Below are 20,411 nucleotides of genomic sequence, written 5' to 3'. Positions count from 1 at the left end.
AAAAGAATGTTAGAATTTGATACAAATATTGACGCACTGGCCGTAATAAAAGTTATCGGTGTAGGCGGCGGCGGTAACAATGCTGTTAACCGAATGATAGAGCACGGAGTACAGGGTGTAGAATTTATTGCTGTAAACACAGATGCACAAGCTTTAAACTTATCTAAAGCGGAAGTGCGCCTTCAAATTGGCGGAAAACTTACGCGTGGACTTGGTGCCGGAGCTAACCCTGATGTAGGGAAAAAAGCGGCAGAAGAAAGCAAAGAGCAGATTGAAGAAGCTCTTCGTGGAGCAGATATGGTTTTCGTCACTGCTGGAATGGGCGGCGGTACTGGTACTGGTGCAGCACCTGTTATTGCTGGAATAGCTAAAGAGCTTGGCGCATTAACTGTAGGCGTTGTAACACGTCCATTTACTTTTGAAGGTCGCAAGCGTTCTACACAGGCAATCGGTGGTATTTCAACTATGAAAGAATCTGTCGATACATTGATTGTCATTCCAAATGACCGTCTTCTTGAAATCGTCGATAAAAACACGCCAATGCTTGAAGCATTCCGCGAAGCGGATAACGTGCTTCGCCAAGGTGTATCTGGTATTTCTGATTTGATCGCCGTACCTGGATTGATTAACTTGGATTTTGCCGATGTTAAAACAATTATGTCCAACAAAGGATCTGCATTGATGGGAATCGGAGTTTCTTCAGGAGAAAACCGTGCTTCAGAAGCGGCTAAAAAAGCTGTTTCCAGTCCATTGCTTGAAGTTTCCGTTGATGGAGCTAAAGGTGTCTTAATGAATATCACAGGTGGTTCAAACCTTAGCCTTTATGAAGTGCAGGAAGCAGCGGACATCGTAGCTTCAGCATCTGATGAAGAAGTAAATATGATTTTCGGATCTGTTATCAACGATAACCTAAAAGATGAAATTATCGTGACGGTTATTGCTACTGGTTTTAATGAAGAGCAGTTGCAGCCAAGAACGCCTAGAGGATCTGGATTGAATTCAAGCCGAGTTCAATCGATTCAACAGCAGTCACCGGCACCTTCAATCCGTGATGCACGCCGCGAAGACCAACGCCGCGACGAGCAGCGTCGTGAAGAACAGCCTCCTTATTACAATCAGGAACCGCAAAGACAGGAAAAAAATAATGATGATGCATTAGATATTCCTACGTTCTTACGCAATCGTCAAAAAAGACGTTAATCCGAACAGCTGCCGGTTGGCAGCTGTTTTTTTTAGGCAATGGGCTCGATTGATAAATTAGCCAAATCTTGTTACAATAGACTGGACTTCTATAGAAAAGTTGTGAATGTATGAAACCAATAAAACCAGTGTTTGAAGAAATAACTGAGCAGCTAAATGCCGTGAGAGATGGTATACAGGTTATTGCTGTTACTAAACAAGTAGGCTTAGAACGTACGAAAGAAGCAATCCAAGCTGGAATTCACCATTTGGGAGAAAATCGCCCCGAAGGTTTGACGCAAAAACATGAAACAATTGTCGAAGATGTGTCATGGCACTATATCGGCAATTTGCAAACAAGAAAAGTAAAAGATGTCATTGATAAAATTGATTACCTGCACTCATTGGACCGTTTAAGTTTAGCTAAAGAAATACAAAAACGGGCAAGCAGTCAAATCAAATGTTTTGTGCAAGTAAATGTGTCAGGTGAAGAGTCGAAAAGTGGACTTTCACCTAGTGAGACTTTGGACTTTATCGAATCCTTAAAACCTTATGATAAAATTCAGGTAGTCGGATTAATGACGATGGCACCAAATACAACGGACGAGCTTGAGATTCGTGAAGCTTTCAAAGGATTAAAATTACTCCAACTCCAAGTATCAGAAAAACAATGGAACCATGCACCATGCACAGAATGCTCCATGGGCATGTCCAATGATTACTTAATTGCTGCACAAGAAGGGGCAAGTTTTGTCCGGATTGGAACAGCGTTAGTCGGCTCGGAAAGTGAGGCAAAACAATGAGCGTTAAAAACAAATTCAAAAATTTCTTTTATTTAGATGAGTATGAAGAAGAACAAGTGCGGGAACAGCCTGCACCTCAACAAAAGCCAGCTCCTAGGTATGAAAAACCGGCCCCCGCAATACAAGAGCCGAAAAAAGCACCGAAAGAACGGCGCCAGAAAGTGGAGGAGACCATTGTGCCTAATTTAGTCAGTTTGCAGAGTGCTTCAAAATCTTCAAAAGTCAGTTTGGCAGAGCCAAGAGTTTATGCAGAAGCACAGGACATTGCAGAGAGCTTAAAAAGCAAGCAGGCTGTGGTTGTTAATCTTCAACGCATCGAAAAAGATCAAGGTCTTCGGATTATTGATTTTTTAAGCGGAACAGTCTATGCCCTTGGCGGAGATATTCAACGCATTGGAACCGACATCTTCTTATGCGTACCAGACACTGTTGAAGTGGACGGCGCCATTTCAGATTATTATTACGATGATCAACAATAAGAGGGGTGCCATAAAATAATATGCTATTTCTTGTAGAGCTATTACTTTCAGCTATTAACATCTATTTCTTTATTCTCATTATCAGTGTCTTTATGAGCTGGGTGCCAAGCATCAAAGAGTCGAGCTTTGGCCAGATGATTTCCAAAATCACGGATCCCTATTTGGATATATTCAGACGTTTTATTCCACCAATCGGCATGATCGATATTTCTCCGATTGTGGCAATTTTTACGCTTAGATTAGCAAGCCAAGGAATTGTTGTCCTGGCTAATTATTTTCTTCTTAATTGACCTCACGTTATGTGAGGTCTTTTTCTTGAAGAATGGACTAAATGCGAAGGAGAATTTACATGGAAGAGATATTTCAGCATTTTAGAAAAGAAGAACAACAGTTTATTGAACAGGCATCCGGATGGCTTCGTGAAGTGGAAGACCGCTATTCACCTAAATTGACCGATTTTCTGGATCCTCGCCAGCGTTTTATCGTAGAGGCCGTGATGGGGTCAAGTGAGGTAAAAATGATGGCTTCGGGAGCTTTCAAAGAGGCTGAAAGACAGCGGGTGCTGCTCTACCCTTCTTATTTTGAACCTCAGCAGGAAGATTTCAATATGACAGTTTTCGAATTAAAATACCCGTCAAAGTTCGTCAATTTACGCCACCCTGATATTTTAGGGTCATTAATGTCGCTCGGACTCGATCGCAGTAAATTTGGAGATATCCGGATCGACAACGAACGTGTCCAGCTTGCGGTCATGAATGAAATCAGTCCGTATTTGCAAAGCAATTTCATCAGTGCTGCGAAAGTGAAAGTTCATTTGAATGAAGTGACTGAAGTCAGCGATTTGATTGAGACGAGCGAAGAATGGACAGAAGAGTCGTATACAGTCAGTTCAATGCGATTGGATACGGTGATGAGTTCGGTTTATAATATTTCCCGTCAAAAAGCGTCTGCACTGATTCACGGCGGAAAAGTGAAAGTCAATTGGACCTTACAGGAACAGCCATCGTTCGAGCTGCACGAATCGGATATGATTTCTTCGAGAGGTTATGGACGAGTCCGCTTAATAATGATCGAGGGCCGCACCAAAAAAGACAAAGTCCGGCTGCAAGTCGGCCGCCTGGAAGCAAAAAAATAGGCGGCTTTTAAAAAATCCGAAATAATACTGAAATTTCGAGTCATGAACTGTATAATAGGAAGATAAGATGACAAGTTAAGGAGAGGTTTACTCAATGCCATTATCCCCGTTAGATATACATAACAAAGAATTCAGCCGAGCATTCCGAGGATATCAGGAAGATGAAGTAAATGAATTCCTGGAACAAATTATGAGAGATTATGAAATTCTGCTGAAAGACAAGTCGACTCTGGAAGAGCGGTTGCGGACAACCGATGAACGGGTTGGACATTTTAATACAATCGAATCAACATTGCAGAAATCGATTTTTGTGGCTCAGGAAGCTTCAGAAGAAGTTCGACGCAACTCCCAAAAAGAAGCAGAATTGATCATCAAAGAAGCAGAAAAAAATGCGGACCGCATCGTCAATGAATCATTGACAAAAGCACGTCGCATCGCTCAAGAAATCGAAGAGCTGAAAAAACAATCACGCATTTTCAAAAATCGCTTTAAAATGTTGGTCGAAGCCCAGTTGGATTTGATCGAAACAGATGATTGGGAAACCTTGTTGGAATACGACATTGATACACAGAATCTCGAGAAGATTGAGAAGGACAAAGAAGAGTCGAACTCTTGACTCTGAGACTTTCTGCTTCTATAATTACGACATACAAAAAAACGCGCTGATAGAGACAGTAAGCTATGCTGAACGGTAAAGCGAACCAGGAACAGTGAAAGCCTGGCACGAAGGCATGGATGAAAATCACTCTTGAGCAGAATTGGTGAACGCCAGTATCCAATTCCGTCTACGCCACGTTACGGCGATCGAGTGGCAGCTATCTAGCTGCAACAAGGGTGGTACCGCGAGTCTAAGCTTCTCGTCCCTTTCCAGGGATGGGGGCTTTTTATTATGCCTACAGGAGGAATGGAAATGGAATACAAAGATACGTTATTGATGCCAAAAACAGATTTTCCGATGCGCGGCAATTTGCCGAACCGGGAACCGGAAATGCAACAAAAGTGGGAAGAGATGGACATTTACAAGAAAGTATTGGACCGGACAAAAGGCCGCCCATTCTTTATTCTTCATGACGGGCCTCCGTATGCGAACGGAGATTTGCATATGGGCCACGCACTGAACAAAGTATTAAAAGACATGATTGTCCGTTCGCGTTCCATGATGGGCTTCCATGCCCCTTACGTTCCGGGCTGGGATACACACGGATTGCCGATTGAGCAGGCTTTGACGAATAAAGGCGTAAACCGCAAAGAAATGTCATTGGCAGAATTCCGCAAACTATGCGAAGAATATGCTTACCAGCAAATCGACAACCAGCGCTCACAATTTAAAAGAATTGGCGTTCGCGGCGATTGGGAAAATCCCTATGTCACGTTAAAACCGGCATATGAAGCACGCCAAATCGAAGTGTTCGGCAAAATGGCCAATAAAGGCTATATCTACAAAGGATTAAAACCGGTTTACTGGTCCCCGTCAAGCGAATCATCACTTGCGGAAGCAGAAATCGAATACCATGATAAAAAATCTCCATCGATTTACGTATCTTTCCCTGTCACTGACGGCAAAGGCGTATTGGCAGAAGGCACGAACTTGGTCATCTGGACAACAACTCCATGGACCATCCCGGCAAACCTGGGGATTTCTGTGCATGGCAAATTGGACTACGCAGAAGTATCTGTAAATGGTTCTCTTTATATCATCGCGCAGGAACTATTGAAGGAAGTTGCGGAAGAATTGGGCTGGACAGATTACGAAGTTGTCCGGGTATTGAAAGGTGCCGAAATGGAACATATCTTAGCGAAACACCCGCTTTATGACCGGACCTCACTGGTTATGCTTGGCGATCATGTAACCACTGACTCAGGTACAGGCTGCGTCCATACAGCTCCTGGCCACGGGGAAGATGATTTCTTGATCGGTAAGAAATACGGTTTAGATGTTCTTTGTCCGGTCGATGAACGCGGAGTCATGACAGACGAAGCGCCTGGGTTCGAAGGCGAGTTCTATGACAAAGCAAATAAATCAATCACGGAAGCGCTCGACAATGCAGGCGCTCTTGAGAAGCTTTCTTTCATCACCCACTCGTATCCGCATGACTGGCGGACAAAAAAACCGGTCATCTACCGTGCCACGGCTCAGTGGTTTGTATCAATCGATGCTTTCCGTGATCAAATCTTAAAAGCCATCAAAGAAACGTCATTTACACCGGCATGGGGCGAAACGCGCCTGTTCAATATGCTGCGTGACCGCGGCGATTGGAATATTTCGCGCCAGCGCGTATGGGGCGTTCCGATTCCTGTGTTCTACGCCGAAAATGGCGATCCCGTGATCACGGAAGAAACGATTGCGCACATCGCTGATTTGTTCCGTGAAAAAGGGTCGAATGTTTGGTTTGAGCGTCCAGCTGCAGAACTATTGCCGGCAGGATTCACACATCCAAGCAGCCCGAACGGCTTGTTCACGAAAGAAATGGACATCATGGATGTTTGGTTCGATTCCGGATCATCTCACCAAAGCGTTCTTGATGAACGTGAAGATCTTCAGTATCCGGCTGATTTGTATTTGGAAGGATCTGACCAATACCGCGGTTGGTTCAACTCATCACTCACCACAAGCGTCGCCATCAATGGCATCGCACCTTATAAAGGCATCTTAAGCCATGGCTTCACGCTTGACGGCAATGGCCGCAAGATGAGCAAATCACTTGGAAACGTCATCGTGCCTGCAAAAGTAATGAACCAAATGGGAGCAGATATTTTGCGACTTTGGGTTGCTTCTGTTGATTACACAGCGGATGTTCGGGTTTCAGACGAGAACTTCAAGCAAGTGTCGGAAGTTTACCGCAAAATCCGCAACACGCTGAAATTCCTTCACGGGAACTTGGCTGACTTTAATGAACAAGAGCACCGCGTAGCATTTGAAGATATGCGTGAAATGGATCAGTACATGGCGATGAAATTGCAGAAGATGGTGGAAACTGTGCGTAAAGCATACGAAACCTACGAATTCTCGAGCATCTATCACGCATTGAACAATTACTGCGCTAATGATTTGAGCTCGTTCTACCTGGATGTGGCGAAGGATGTCGTGTATATCGAAAGTGCAGATAACCTGCACCGCCGCGCCATGCAGACGGTTATGTTCGATTCATTGATGGCGATCTTGAAGCTGTCTGCACCGATTATTCCGCATACAGCTGATGAATTGTGGTCATACTTGAACTTTGTTGAAGAAGAAAGTGTCCAGTTGACTGACTTCCCAGAAGCAGTACTAAATCCAGCGTTTGAAGGCTTGAATGAAAAATGGAGCCGCTTTATGGATGTTCGCGACGATGTGTTAAAAGCATTGGAAGAAGCACGTGCTGCTAAAACAATCGGTAAATCCCTTGAAGCAAAAGTGACCGTTTACGGAAACGACGAACTGGCGGCGTTGCTCGCTTCTACGGATGAAAACCTTGCCCAATTGTTTATCGTATCAAAATACGAATACGGCGGTACGCAAGATCAAGCACCAGAACATGCTGTCAAACTGAACGAAGTTTCAGTGACAGTTGAAAAAGCACAAGGCGAAAAATGCGAACGCTGCTGGACGATTTCAGAAGAAATTGGCACAAGCGAAGCACATCCGGCATTATGCCCGCGCTGTGCAAGTGTTGTAGAAAAACAATACGCTTAACACACAGAGCGGTTCATGTAGAGTAGAGGTCTGGAGAACCGGCATTCCGGTTTTTCAGACCTTTACTTTTTTCAATGATATTGTGTTAAAATAGATTGACTGATGAATTGACGGAGGATACGGATGTTTATTTATTATGGAATCGCGTTATTGATAATTGCAGTGGATCAATGGACAAAATGGCTGGTTTTGAAAAATATGGAATTGGGCGAACGAATTCCGGTAATTGAACCTTATCTCGGTTGGCTGTCGCACCGGAACCGCGGCGCCGCTTGGGGAATGCTTGAGGGACAGATGTGGCTGTTTGGCATCATTACCGTGGCAGTCATCATTGGGATTCTTTACTATTTTCATAAACACGCACAAGGGCAGCCGCTGTTCCAGCTAAGCTTGATGATTCTCTTAGGCGGAGCGATCGGCAACTTTATCGATCGGATGCTGCGCGGGGAAGTCGTCGATTTTGTCGATGTGCTGATTCCGGTGATCAATTACGAGTTTCCGATATTTAATGTTGCGGATGCCGCTTTAACAATCGGTGTCGTGTTAATGATTATTTATATTATTTATGACGAAAAACAACAAAAGAAAAAGGTGTCTTAATGGAAGATTTAACGATTGAAATTACAGAAGAAATGGCCGGCGAACGAGTAGACAAAGCCGTGTCATCGATAGATGAAGAATGGTCGCGTTCGCAGATCGCCAATTGGGTCAAAGAAGGCGCGGTAAAAGTTAACGGCATTACCGTAAAGCCAAACTACAAAGTACGCTTGCAAGATATTATCATTGTCACCCCTCCCGAGCTTGTAGAGCTGGATGTTGTGCCTGAAGACCTGAATTTAGAAATTGTCTATGAAGACGAAGATGTTCTTGTCGTCAACAAACCGAAAGGCATGGTTGTCCACCCTGCTCCGGGACATGCTAATGGAACATTGGTGAATGGCTTAATGCATCATTGCCAGGATCTTTCCGGTATTAATGGCGTAGTACGCCCTGGAATCGTCCATAGAATTGACAAAGATACATCCGGGTTGTTGATGGTCGCGAAAAATGATGCTTCCCATACGTCATTGGTTGACCAATTGGTGAAAAAGACTGTTACCCGTAAATACGTAGCATTGGTACATGGACATATTCCTCATGACAAAGGAACAATTCAAGCACCAATTGCACGCGATCCAAAAGAGCGCCAGAATATGGCCATTGTCGACAAAGGAAAGCATGCGGTTACGCATTTCCGCGTATTGGAACGTTTCGGCAACTTCACGCTTGTGGAATGCCGTCTGGAAACAGGAAGAACCCACCAAATCCGTGTCCACATGAAATACATTGGCTATCCACTTGTTGGCGATCCAAAGTACGGACCGAAAAAAACGATGGACGTTGGCGGACAAGCTCTTCACGCAGAAGTCATCGGATTTGTTCATCCAAAAACGGCAGAATACCTGGAGTTTTCTGCAGAGCCGCCGGCTGAATTTGCAGAACTCCTAGAATCTCTTCGCGACAAGGATTGACAAACCCGAAGGTCTTTCTTTATACTTAAAAAAACGAACCGAATAATGAACACCTTTAATAACAGTCCTGAGAGGCTGAGAAGGTATTTACGCAAGCCGGAAGCCTGTCTTCCGTGCTGAATTTTTCTGCGCATCTATCCTCTTGCCTCTTGGGCAAGAGGTTTTTTATTTGTAAAAAAGGAGCGGAACTCATGGTGGAAAAAGCGGATATTTTGGACGAACAAGCAATCAGCCGGGCTATCACCCGAATCGCGCATGAAATTATTGAACGCAACAAAGGCATCGATGAGTGCATACTGGTCGGCATCAAAACGCGGGGAGCTTTCATTGCAAAGCGCCTGGCGGAGAAAATAGAAAAAATCGAAGGACGCCCGATTATGAAAGGCGAACTTGATATCACTCTTTACCGGGACGACCTGAGCATTAAAACAAAAAATCAGGAGCCTTTGGTCCAGCAAGTGGATATCGAACACAGCATACTCAATAAAAAGGTTATTCTTGTGGACGATGTGCTTTATACAGGACGGACAGTCCGTGCGGCGATGGACGCCGTGATGGATCTTGGCAGACCTGCCCAAATTCAACTGGCTGTGCTCATTGACCGGGGCCATCGCGAACTGCCGATCCGGGCAGACTTTGTCGGAAAAAACATTCCGACATCGAGCGATGAACGGATAGTCGTGCAAATGATCGAAAGCGACCGGGTTGACCGGGTAGCCATTCACGAATAGAGAGATAGAGACAGGGGAGAATGGACAGTGAGCGAAGCAATTTTAGATGTACAAGATAAACCGAAAGCAGCACAATGGATTTCATTAAGTTTGCAGCACATGTTTGCGATGTTTGGCGCGACGATTCTGGTGCCGCAGCTGGTCGGCTTGAGTCCGGCCATTGCGCTGTTGACAAGCGGGATCGCCACCATCATCTTCATTATCATCACGCAGTTTAAAGTACCCGCTTACCTGGGTTCTTCATTCGCCTTTATTGTACCAATCACGATTGCCACTGAAACTGGCGGCATCGGCTCGGCGATGATCGGTGCGATGTTCGTATCAGCAGTTTACGCCATTGTTGCGCTGATCATTTGGAAAACGGGCTATCAATGGCTGATGAAGCTGCTTCCACCGATTGTGGTAGGACCTGTCATCATTGTTATCGGACTTGCCTTGTCAGGAACGGCAGTAGACATGGCGATGAATATTCCTGTCGGCAACGGATCGGAATACAGCTTGATCCATTTCTCTGCTGCCATTGTCACGTTGTTGACGGCAATCATTTGCAACATCTATTTCAAAAATATCATTTCACTGATGCCCATCTTGATTGGTATCATCGTAGGCTATGTATACTCAGCTGCGATTGGCATTATTGATTTTACGGCCATCGGCGAAGCAAGCTGGTTCGCTGTACCGGAGTTTCTGATTCCGGGAGTGGATTACTCGTTTCAAGTAACGCCGACCTTGCTGTTCGTCATGGTGCCAATTGCCATCGTGACCATTTCTGAACACATCGGCCATCAGCTGGTGCTCGGCAAAATCGTAGACCGCAATTACATAAAAGATCCCGGCCTGCACCGCTCGATACTGGGCGACGGCATCGGAACCTTTATTTCTTCCTTGGTCGGCGGTCCGCCAAAGACCACATACGGCGAGAACATTGGCGTTCTGGCCATAACGAAAGTATTTTCAGTTTATGTAATCTTAGGAGCTGCAGTGTTCGCCATTGCGTTTTCATTTCTGGGCAAACTGATGGCGGTGATCGAGACCATTCCGACAGCAGTGCTTGGCGGAATTTCGATCCTGCTGTTCGGCATTATCGCTTCTTCCGGATTGCGCATGCTGGTGGACAACAACATTGACTTTGGCAACAACCGCAACTTGGTCATTTCCTCTGTCATCCTGGTGATCGGCATCGGCGGAGCCAAGCTGGAATTCAGCGAGTCCTTTGCGATTGAAGGAATGGCACTTGCCGCAATCGTCGGTGTCATCCTTAACCTGGTGCTGCCGGGTCTGAATAAGAACGAGTTAGACGACGGAACTGAATAATTACCTTTTAATGAATGTCCAGAGAGGCATGGAAAGGGTTGAAAATTGGGGTGGACTCTGCCCTTTTTTCCTCACACCTTCCTGCCCCTGGGAAGGTGTTTTTTTATAGCGGATGAAAGGGAGAGATGATTTTGGCAAACTTACTATCGATGAACAACTTAAAAAACCAAACCATCATGAACTTGCTGGAACGTGCGGAAAAATTTCGCAAAGGCGAAAAAGCACCGATAGATGGAACAGTCGTTAACTTGTTTTTCGAACCGAGTACGCGGACCAAAATGAGTTTTGAAATGGCCGAGCACAATATGGGGCTGGCAGTCCTGCCATTTGAAACAGCTTTCTCAAGCATTTTGAAAGGAGAAACACTGTACGATACGGTCAAGACGATGGAAGCGATTGGAGTGAACGCAGTCATCATTCGCCACGAGGAAGAGGAGTACTACCAGCAGCTTGAGGGTTGCAAGGTTGCGGTCATCAACGGTGGGGATGGGTCGGGACAGCATCCAACACAATCGCTGTTGGATTTGCTGACCATCTACCAAGAGTTTGGACGAGTCGAAGGCATTCACGTCACGATCGTCGGAGACATTGCACACAGCCGCGTCGCAAAATCGAATGCCGCGGCACTCAAACAGCTGGGGGCGGAGGTAACATTTATCTGCCCGGAAGAATGGAGCGGAGAGTACGATTCCTCGGAACACTTGGACGACTTTATTGAAAAGACAGATGTCGTCATGATGCTGCGGGTCCAGCATGAACGCCATGCGGTATCGGCCCTGTTTTCAAAAGAAAACTACCACGAGCAATACGGCTTGACGATTGAACGGGAAAAGCGGATGAAAGAGGGGGCTATCATTATGCATCCCGCGCCGATCAACCGCGGTGTGGAAATTGCAGACAGCCTCGTTGAATGTGAACGCTCACGAATTTTCAAACAAATGGCGAACGGAGTATTTGTCCGAATGGCCGTACTTGAATACGCATTGAAAGGGAGAGATTAACTTGAATTTATTCATAAAAAACGTAAACATACTGCAACATGGAGAACTTGCACCAACCAATATTCGCATCACAGATGGCAAAATCGATGAAATCGGCAAAGATTTAAAAGTGAAAGACGAAACGGAAATTGACGGCAAAGGCCGGATGATCGCACCAGGATTTGTTGATATCCACGTTCACTTGCGTGAACCAGGCGGCGAGCAGAAAGAAACAATCGAAAGTGGAACAAAGTCAGCGGCAAAAGGCGGATTCACCACCATTTGCGCGATGCCGAATACGCGTCCTGTTCCCGACACGAAAGAAAATCTGCAGCTGGTCAACGGTTTGATCGAGAAAAATGCGCTTATCCGAGTTTTGCCGTATGCTTCCATCACCATCAGAGAAGCCGGGAAAGAACGCACAAACTTGCAGGAGTTGAAAGACAACGGCGCCTTTGCCTTCACCGATGACGGTGTTGGCATCCAGCAGGCAGGCATGATGTACGAAACGATGCAAGATGCAGCAAAAATTGACATGGCGGTCGTCGCACATTGTGAAGACAACAGCTTGATTTATGACGGCGTCATGCATGAAGGCAAACGCAGCAAAGAGCTAGGGTTAAAAGGCATTCCGTCGATTGCAGAGTCTGTGCACATCGCACGCGACATTTTGCTGGCCGAAGCGGCAGGGGCACATTACCATGTCTGCCACGTCAGCACAAAAGAATCGGTGCGCATGATTCGCGACGCAAAGCGTGCAGGAGTCCGCGTGACGGCTGAAGTGACACCGCACCACTTGTTATTGACAGAAGATGATATTCCAGCAGATGATGCAAACTACAAAATGAATCCGCCGCTCCGTGCCAAAGAAGACTGGGAAGCACTGCACGAAGGCTTGCTTGACGGCACACTGGATTTTATCGCGACGGACCATGCACCGCATACAGCTGCAGAGAAAACCAACGGCATGAACGGATCGATGTTCGGCATCGTAGGATTTGAAACAGCTTTTCCGCTGCTCCACAGCAAATTTGTCAAGACAGGCGTGTGGACGCTTCAGCAACTGATCGACTGGTTGACCATCAAGCCGAGTGAAACCTTCAACTTGCCTTATGGCACGCTGGAACTTGGCCAAACGGCGGACTTAGTGCTCTTGGATCTGAAAAAAGAGCAGCCAATTCAGGCTGAGGCGTTTGTATCAAAAGGCAAAAATACCCCGTTTGACGGCTGGAACTGTACAGGATGGCCGGCAATGACCATTTTTGGAGGAGAAATCGTATGGCAGGAGGAGAAAAATTGATGAAACGCTATTTGATCTTAGAAGACGGTACGGTATTTGAAGGAACAGCATTCGGTGGCGAAGATGCCTCGGTAGGAGAAATTGTTTTTAATACGAGCATGACCGGCTACCAGGAAATTTTGTCCGATCCATCTTACTGTGGGCAGATTATTACCATGACTTACCCGTTGATTGGCAATTACGGCATCAACAGCGATGACTTCGAATCGATTGAACCGGCAGTCAAAGGAATGGTGGTCCGTGAAATCGCTGAGTTCCCTTCCAACTTCCGAAACAATTTAACCTTAGATGAATTGTTCAAGATCAAAGGTATTCCCGGGATTTCGGGGATCGATACACGCAAACTGACTCGCCTGATCCGCTCAAAAGGGTCCATCAAAGGGGTTTTGACGGCAGCAGGCGAAGATATTCAAATAGAAGAAGTGGTCCAGATGCTTCAAGCAACGGTTTTGCCAAGAAACCAAGTGGCACAAGTGTCAACTGCACGCCCTTATCCAAGCCCAGGCCGCGGCAAGCGGGTGGTGCTCATTGATTATGGCATGAAGCACGGCATTTTGCGTGAGCTCAACAACCGCGATTGCGACGTGATTGTCGTACCTTATAATACGCCGTCAAAAGAAATTTTGGCCTGGGGACCGGACGGCGTCATGCTGTCAAACGGCCCTGGAGATCCGAAAGACGTGGAAGAATGTGTAGAAGTCGTGCGGGAACTGCTCGGGGAAGTTCCAATCTTCGGCATCTGCCTGGGTCACCAATTGTTTGCAAGAGCATGCGGAGCGGACACCTTCAAGCTGAAGTTCGGCCATCGCGGCGGCAACCATCCAGTCCGTGACTTGATTACTGGAAAGATCGAAATTACTTCCCAAAACCACGGTTACGCAGTAGATGAAGAAACGCTGCAAGGCACGAGATTGAAAGTGACACACAGCGCATTGAATGATGGAACGAACGAAGGACTGGCGCATCTGGACTTTCCAGCCTTCACTGTCCAATACCACCCAGAATCTTCACCGGGACCAGAAGACTCGAACTACTTGTTCGATCGCTTTATCGATGTAATGAACGCAACTCGAAAGGAGCAACAACATGCCTAAAAGACAAGATATTCAAAGTATACTCGTAATCGGTTCGGGACCTATTGTCATCGGACAAGCAGCAGAGTTCGACTATGCCGGCACACAAGCTTGCCTGGCGTTGCGAGAAGAAGGCTATCGCGTCATCCTGATCAACTCTAATCCAGCGACCATCATGACGGATACCGAAATTGCAGATAAAGTGTATATCGAGCCAATCACCCTGGAATTTGTCAGCCGCATTTTGCGCAAAGAGCGTCCGGACGCACTGCTTCCGACACTGGGCGGCCAAACAGGGCTGAACATGGCCATCGAACTGGACGAATCCGGAATTTTGGACGAGTTGAATATCGAAATCTTAGGGACCAAGCTGGAAGCCATTCATAAAGCGGAAGACCGTGACTTGTTCCGAACTTTGATGAACGAACTGGGAGAACCGGTTCCGGATTCGGACATTATCCACAACATGGCAGAAGCGGAGAACTTTATTGCACGCGTCGGCTATCCTGTTATCGTCCGGCCAGCCTTTACATTAGGGGGCACAGGCGGCGGAATTTGCAATAACTACGAAGAACTGCAGGAAATTGTGGCCAGCGGATTGAAATACAGCCCGGTAACGCAATGCTTGCTTGAAAAATCAATTGCCGGTTTCAAGGAAATCGAATACGAAGTGATGCGCGACAAGAACGATACGGCAATTGTTGTCTGCAATATGGAAAACATCGATCCGGTCGGCATTCATACGGGTGATTCGATTGTTGTGGCCCCTAGCCAAACTTTGTCTGACCGTGAATACCAGATGCTGCGCAACGTGTCGCTGAAAATTATCCGCGCATTGAAAATTGAAGGTGGCTGCAACGTGCAGCTGGCATTGGATCCATTCAGCTTTAATTACTACATCATTGAAGTTAATCCGCGTGTCAGCCGGTCTTCAGCACTGGCTTCAAAAGCCACGGGCTACCCGATTGCCAAACTAGCTGCTAAAATCGCAGTTGGCCTAACATTGGATGAAATGATGAACCCGGTCACAGGCCGAACTTATGCCGCTTTTGAACCGGCACTGGATTATGTGGTCACCAAAATTCCGCGCTGGCCGTTTGATAAATTCGAATCGGCAAAACGCAATTTGGGGACACAAATGAAAGCGACAGGCGAAGTGATGGCGATGGGCCGGACGTTTGAAGAGTCGATTTTGAAAGCTGTACGGTCGCTGGAAACAGGCCAATTCCACCTGGAGTTGAAAAATGCGGACGCCATGAGCGACGAATGGATTCAAAAACGCATTTGCCGTGCTGGAGATGAGCGCTTGTTCTTCATTGGCGAAGCGCTGCGACGCGGGGTGACAATTGAAACCATTAACGAGTGGAGCCAAATTGATTTGTTCTTCCTGAAGAAGTTCGAAAACATCGTCCAATACGAAGCAGTATTAAAAAATTCAGCTTTTGATTATGAGACAGCAAAACGCGCAAAACGTCTGGGCTTTGCTGACCGGACGATCGCGAAACTATGGAAGACCACCGAGCAGGAAGTTTACAACTGGCGCAAAGAACAAAAGTTAATGCCGGTTTATAAAATGGTTGATACTTGTGCAGCAGAATTTGAATCCGAAACGCCTTATTTCTACGGCACGTATGAAGATGAAAATGAATCCGTGAAAACAGATAAAGAATCCGTTATCGTTCTTGGATCAGGCCCGATCCGCATTGGCCAAGGCGTAGAATTCGATTACGCAACGGTGCATTCTGTCTGGGCCATCAAAGAAGCGGGCTACGAGGCAATCATCGTCAACAACAACCCGGAAACCGTCTCAACGGACTTCTCAATTTCGGATAAATTATACTTTGAACCGCTGACCATTGAAGATGTTATGCACATTGTCGACTTGGAGCAGCCCAAAGGTGTCGTCGTCCAGTTCGGTGGACAGACAGCTATCAACCTCGCAGAAAAACTGGAACAAAACGGCGTTAAAATACTTGGGACAACTTTGGAAGATACGGACAGAGCGGAAAACCGCAACAAGTTCGAAGCAGCCCTGCACGAAATCGGCATTCCGCAGCCTTTAGGCAAAACGGCAGTCAACGCGGAAGAAGCGATCGTGATCGCCGCGGATATCGGCTACCCGGTATTGGTCCGCCCATCTTATGTTCTTGGCGGACGCGCAATGGAAATTGTCTACAACCAAGAAGACTTGAAGCATTATATGGAACATGCCGTAGAAGCGAGTCCGGAACATCCGGTTCTGGTTGACCGATACTTGACGGGAATTGAAATTGAAGTGGATGCCATTTCAGACGGAAAACACGTATTGATTCCGGGCATCATGGAGCATATTGAACGCGCAGGCGTTCACTCGGGTGACTCGATTGCAGTGTATCCGACGCAAAACATCTCAACTCAGTTATTGGATACCTTGGTTGATTACACAACGCGACTGGCAAAAGGGCTGAATATTGTCGGCTTGCTGAACATCCAATATGTCATCTCCAAAGGTGAAGTTTTCGTGATTGAAGTAAACCCGCGTTCAAGCCGGACAGTGCCGTTCATGAGCAAAATTACATCAATCCCGATGGCCAATATTGCAACAAAAGCCATTTTGGGGCAAAGCATTGTGGATCAAGGCTACACACCTGGACTTGCGCCGATTTCAAAAGGTGTATTCGTCAAAGTGCCAGTCTTCTCTTTCGCAAAACTTCGCCGAGTCGACATAACGCTTGGGCCGGAAATGAAATCGACCGGAGAAGTCATGGGCAAAGACACGACTTTGGAAAAAGCACTTTATAAAGGATTGGCGGCCGCCGGCATGGAAGTGAAAGACCATGGCACAGTGCTGCTGACAGTTGCAGATAAAGACAAAGAAGAAGCAATCGGATTAGCGAAGCGCTTTAAAGCGATCGGCTATCAGATTATGGCGACTGGCGGAACAGCTAAAGCCTTTGAAGAAGCAGGAATTTTGGTAGCGCCAATCGGCAAAATCGGGTCAACAGGCAAAACTTTGCTGGATGTGATTCAAAATGGCGACACTCAAATTGTGATCAACACATTGACGAAAGGTAAACAGCCGCAGCGCGATGGTTTCCGCATTCGCCGCGAGTCAGTTGAAAACGGCATACCTTGCCTGACGTCACTGGATACGGCAGAAGCCATGCTGCGTGTCATCGAATCGATGACCTTCTCAGCTGAAGAAATGGGGGCAGGTGTATGATCAAACAAGAGCGCATGCACGTCATCAAGCAGCAGGAAATCGCCAAACACATTTTTGAACTGACGGTACAAGGCGAACTGGCCAATGAAATGGCAGAGCCGGGGCAGTTTGTCCACATTCGTGTGGCAGACAGCTTTGAACCCTTGCTGCGCCGGCCGATTTCGGTCGCTTCCATCAATTTGGAAGCCTCGCAATTCACCATGATCTACCGCGCAGAGGGCCGAGGTACGGGACTGCTGGCAGAAAAAAAACCTGGAGACACGCTGGATGTACTCGGACCTCTAGGGCACGGCTTTCCCGTAGAAGAAGCTCAGAAAAAAGCATATTTGATCGGCGGAGGAATTGGTGTTCCGCCCCTATATGAACTTGCCAAACAATTGAACGCACGAGGCATTGAAACAGTCCATGTCCTTGGGTTTGAAAGCAAACAGGCGGTCTTCTATGAAGACAAGTTCCGCAAACTTGGCGATACCCACATTGCGACAGTCGATGGCTCTCACGGCACCCAAGGGTTTGTGACGCATATCCTTAATGAGTTGCCAATTGATTTTGATACGTACTACAGCTGTGGTCCGACCGCCATGCTGGAAGCAGTGCAATGGGCATACCCGCAGAAAAAAGGCTTCCTGTCTTATGAACAGCGGATGGGCTGCGGCATTGGGGCATGCTTTGCCTGTGTCTGCCGGACAACAAAAAGCGAAACGGATTACATCAAAGTGTGTTCTGATGGACCGGTATTTCCAGCAGGAGTGGTGATTTCATGACAGACTTAACCGTAAAGCTACCAGGACTCGATTTAAAAAACCCGATCATGCCAGCTTCCGGATGCTTTGGCTTTGGCAAAGAATATGCACAGTTGTATGACTTGTCGCAGCTTGGGGCCATCATGATCAAAGCGACGACGGTGGAGACGCGCCTCGGCAATCCGACGCCGCGTGTAGCAGAAACAGCATCGGGTATGCTTAATGCCATCGGTTTGCAGAATCCGGGACTTGAGAAAGTGGCTGGCCAAGAATTGCCTTGGCTCGAACAATACGATGTGCCGATCATTGCCAATGTGGCTGGAACGACGACCGAAGATTATGTGGAGGTTGCGAAAGCCATTTCACAGGCTCCGAATGTCCATGCACTGGAAATTAATATATCCTGTCCAAACGTCAAACTGGGCGGCATCACTTTCGGTACAGATCCGGACGTTGCCCGCGAGTTGACGCGTGCAGTCAAGGAAGTATCTTCAGTGCCTGTTTATATCAAGCTGTCTCCAAATGTCACGGACATTGTTTCGATTGCGAAAGCGGTCGAAGCAGGTGGAGCGGATGGCATCACCATGATTAACACACTGCTTGGCATGCGCATGGACACAAAAACTGGTCGTCCGGTCATTGCCAATATAACCGGTGGTTTGTCTGGTCCTGCCATTAAACCAGTCGCCCTGCGAATGGTTTACGAAGTCAGCAAGCACACCAAGCTGCCAATTATCGGGATGGGCGGCGTTACCAATGTGGATGACGTCATCGACTTCCTGTCTGCGGGTGCAAGCGCTGTTGCAGTTGGAACAGCCAATTTCGTTAATCCATTTGTCTGCCCTGAAATTATCGGCCAATTGCCGGAACGTTTGCATGAACTTGGTTTTGATTCAGTAGAACAGCTTGTCGGAAGGAGCCACCGCCTGTGAACAAACCAATCATCGCGTTGGATTTTGCATCGAAAAAGCAAGTAGAAGAATTTTTGGTACAGTTTTCCGAACCGCTTTTTGTCAAAGTCGGCATGGAGCTCTATTTTCAAGAAGGGCCGGAATTGGTCCGTTCCATAAAAGCGCAGGGTCATGACATTTTTCTGGACTTGAAGCTGCATGACATCCCGAACACTGTTGAATCCGCTATGCGGGGCTTGGCCAAACTGGAAGTGGACATGGTCAATGTCCATGCCGCAGGCGGACTCGAGATGATGAAAGCCGCAAAGCGCGGGCTCGCAGGCAGCAATACGAAACTTATCGCCGTGACGCAATTAACTTCAACGAGTGAAGCAGACATGCACGAAGATCAATTGGTTTATGTCAGCCTTGAAGAGTCGGTGCTGCATTACGCAAAGCGGGCCATGCAGGCAGGCTTGGACGGCGTGGTTTGTTCCGTGCTGGAAGCGGGTCCGATTGGCGAAGCATGCGGCCAGAATTTCCTGCGGGTCACGCCAGGCATCCGGCCAGCAGCGGTTTCCGTTGATGATCAGAAACGGGTGGCGACACCAGCGGAAGCTCAGGCAAAAGGTTCTACCCATATTGTGGTCGGGCGAGCCATTACGAAGTCTGAAAATCCATCAGACAGTTATGCGCAGATTAAAGCAGAATGGAGTGGACAATCTTGAAATACAAAATAGCAAACCATTTACTGGCTGTTGGGGCAGTCGAACTTCGCCCACAAGAACCGTTTACGTGGGCATCTGGTGTTAAGTCGCCGATCTATTGCGACAATCGTTTAACGATGTCTTATCCGGCAGTACGAAAAGACATCGCTGCGGGGTTAGCCGGCACCATCAAAGATTATTATCCAGAATGCCAAGTGGTGGCAGGCACCGCAACGGCAGGAATTCCGCACGCTGCCTGGGTCAGCGATTTGCTTGATTTGCCAATGGTTTATGTGCGGTCTAAAGCTAAAGAACATGGCCAGACGAATATGATTGAAGGCAAAGTCGAGCCAGGCAAAAAAGTGGTTGTGGTGGAAGATTTAATTTCCAAAGGCGGATCGGTGCTGCAGGCAGCTCAGGCATTGGAAGCAGCAGGTTTCGAGGTACTTGGCATCGTCGCAATCTTCACGTACGATTTGCCGCAGTCGATTGAAGCAATCACAGGTTCCGGCTACACGTTCCATACGTTAACAGATTTTCCGGCTTTGGTTGAACAAGCATTGAGTACAGGGGCAATCCATGAAGAAGACATGCCGATGCTTGCGGACTGGCACGAAAAACTGAAAGCAGGTAAGTTATAAAATCGGCCTCTTGGTCGATTTTTTATTTTGGAAGTGTGTTCTGATAACGG

19 protein-coding genes and 1 other annotated feature are annotated in these 20,411 nt (G+C 47.0%); all 19 genes read left to right on the top strand.

Going from position 1 to position 20,411, the window contains the following annotated elements; translation table 11 throughout:
- Positions 1–6 precede the first annotated feature (6 nt).
- The 19 genes from ftsZ to pyrE all read left to right on the top strand — a co-directional run bounded on the left by ftsZ (position 7) and on the right by pyrE (position 20,361).
- Positions 7–1,200 (top strand): cell division protein FtsZ, encoded by a 1,194-nt coding sequence (gene ftsZ, locus AC4EG4_RS02720; protein WP_006828828.1) that lies wholly within the window; start codon positions 7–9, stop codon positions 1,198–1,200.
- Between the two features lie 110 nt (positions 1,201–1,310).
- Positions 1,311–1,982 (top strand): YggS family pyridoxal phosphate-dependent enzyme, encoded by a 672-nt coding sequence (locus AC4EG4_RS02715; protein WP_490977845.1) that lies wholly within the window; start codon positions 1,311–1,313, stop codon positions 1,980–1,982.
- A complete protein-coding gene (locus tag AC4EG4_RS02710; protein WP_490977846.1) occupies positions 1,979–2,461 on the top strand; it encodes a cell division protein SepF in 483 nt (160 codons plus the stop codon). Before AC4EG4_RS02715 ends, AC4EG4_RS02710 begins: the two co-directional genes overlap by 4 nt.
- A 20-nt stretch (positions 2,462–2,481) precedes the next feature.
- Positions 2,482–2,751 (top strand): YggT family protein, encoded by a 270-nt coding sequence (locus AC4EG4_RS02705; protein WP_490977847.1) that lies wholly within the window; start codon positions 2,482–2,484, stop codon positions 2,749–2,751.
- 59 nt (positions 2,752–2,810) lie between these two features.
- A complete protein-coding gene (locus AC4EG4_RS02700; RefSeq protein WP_490977848.1) occupies positions 2,811–3,596 on the top strand; it encodes a YlmH family RNA-binding protein in 786 nt (261 codons plus the stop codon).
- 94 nt (positions 3,597–3,690) lie between these two features.
- Positions 3,691–4,212, top strand: a complete 522-nt coding sequence (locus AC4EG4_RS02695; protein WP_142826622.1) for a DivIVA domain-containing protein — start codon at positions 3,691–3,693, stop codon at positions 4,210–4,212.
- Positions 4,213–4,249: 37 nt separating this feature from the next.
- Positions 4,250–4,464, top strand: a binding site (T-box leader).
- A gap of 42 nt (positions 4,465–4,506) precedes the next feature.
- Positions 4,507–7,269 carry an isoleucine--tRNA ligase gene (gene ileS / locus AC4EG4_RS02690; RefSeq protein WP_490986858.1) on the top strand — a complete coding sequence of 921 codons (2,763 nt, stop codon included), beginning with the start codon at positions 4,507–4,509 and terminating at the stop codon, positions 7,267–7,269.
- A 123-nt stretch (positions 7,270–7,392) separates the two neighbouring features.
- A complete protein-coding gene (gene lspA / locus AC4EG4_RS02685) occupies positions 7,393–7,869 on the top strand; it encodes a signal peptidase II (RefSeq protein ID WP_142826620.1) in 477 nt (158 codons plus the stop codon).
- A complete protein-coding gene (locus AC4EG4_RS02680) occupies positions 7,869–8,780 on the top strand; it encodes an RluA family pseudouridine synthase (RefSeq protein ID WP_490986857.1) in 912 nt (303 codons plus the stop codon). Before lspA ends, AC4EG4_RS02680 begins: the two co-directional genes overlap by 1 nt.
- Positions 8,781–8,974: 194 nt before the next feature.
- Positions 8,975–9,511 (top strand): bifunctional pyr operon transcriptional regulator/uracil phosphoribosyltransferase PyrR, encoded by a 537-nt coding sequence (gene pyrR, locus AC4EG4_RS02675; RefSeq protein ID WP_490977932.1) that lies wholly within the window; start codon positions 8,975–8,977, stop codon positions 9,509–9,511.
- 27 nt (positions 9,512–9,538) lie between these two features.
- Positions 9,539–10,825, top strand: a complete 1,287-nt coding sequence (locus AC4EG4_RS02670) for a solute carrier family 23 protein (protein ID WP_490977851.1) — start codon at positions 9,539–9,541, stop codon at positions 10,823–10,825.
- A 131-nt stretch (positions 10,826–10,956) separates the two neighbouring features.
- Positions 10,957–11,826, top strand: coding sequence for an aspartate carbamoyltransferase catalytic subunit (locus AC4EG4_RS02665; protein ID WP_490977852.1), 870 nt, complete (start codon positions 10,957–10,959; stop codon positions 11,824–11,826).
- Between the two features lies 1 nt (position 11,827).
- The gene (pyrC, locus tag AC4EG4_RS02660) at positions 11,828–13,105 is read left to right on the top strand and encodes a dihydroorotase (protein ID WP_490977853.1); all 1,278 of its coding nucleotides are present in this window, start codon (positions 11,828–11,830) and stop codon (positions 13,103–13,105) included.
- On the top strand, positions 13,102–14,199 hold the full coding sequence (locus AC4EG4_RS02655; protein ID WP_490977933.1) for a carbamoyl phosphate synthase small subunit: 1,098 nt from the start codon (positions 13,102–13,104) through the stop codon (positions 14,197–14,199). Before pyrC ends, AC4EG4_RS02655 begins: the two co-directional genes overlap by 4 nt.
- Positions 14,192–17,380, top strand: a complete 3,189-nt coding sequence (gene carB / locus AC4EG4_RS02650; RefSeq protein ID WP_490986856.1) for a carbamoyl-phosphate synthase large subunit — start codon at positions 14,192–14,194, stop codon at positions 17,378–17,380. The genes AC4EG4_RS02655 and carB overlap by 8 nt, the downstream gene beginning before the upstream one ends.
- The gene (locus AC4EG4_RS02645) at positions 17,377–18,144 is read left to right on the top strand and encodes a dihydroorotate dehydrogenase electron transfer subunit (RefSeq protein WP_490977855.1); all 768 of its coding nucleotides are present in this window, start codon (positions 17,377–17,379) and stop codon (positions 18,142–18,144) included. The genes carB and AC4EG4_RS02645 overlap by 4 nt, the downstream gene beginning before the upstream one ends.
- Positions 18,141–19,055 (top strand): dihydroorotate dehydrogenase, encoded by a 915-nt coding sequence (locus tag AC4EG4_RS02640; protein ID WP_490977856.1) that lies wholly within the window; start codon positions 18,141–18,143, stop codon positions 19,053–19,055. Before AC4EG4_RS02645 ends, AC4EG4_RS02640 begins: the two co-directional genes overlap by 4 nt.
- The gene (gene pyrF / locus AC4EG4_RS02635; protein ID WP_490977857.1) at positions 19,052–19,741 is read left to right on the top strand and encodes an orotidine-5'-phosphate decarboxylase; all 690 of its coding nucleotides are present in this window, start codon (positions 19,052–19,054) and stop codon (positions 19,739–19,741) included. The genes AC4EG4_RS02640 and pyrF overlap by 4 nt, the downstream gene beginning before the upstream one ends.
- Positions 19,738–20,361: an orotate phosphoribosyltransferase gene (pyrE, locus tag AC4EG4_RS02630; protein WP_490977858.1), complete on the top strand. Its 624-nt coding sequence runs from the start codon at positions 19,738–19,740 to the stop codon at positions 20,359–20,361. Before pyrF ends, pyrE begins: the two co-directional genes overlap by 4 nt.
- The last annotated feature ends 50 nt before the right edge of the window (positions 20,362–20,411 follow it).

This window comes from Planococcus sp. TJ-201, from assembly GCF_058268495.1.
Note: the sequence above shows the minus strand (reverse complement) of the source record. Positions and strands in the feature narration are given on the sequence as shown.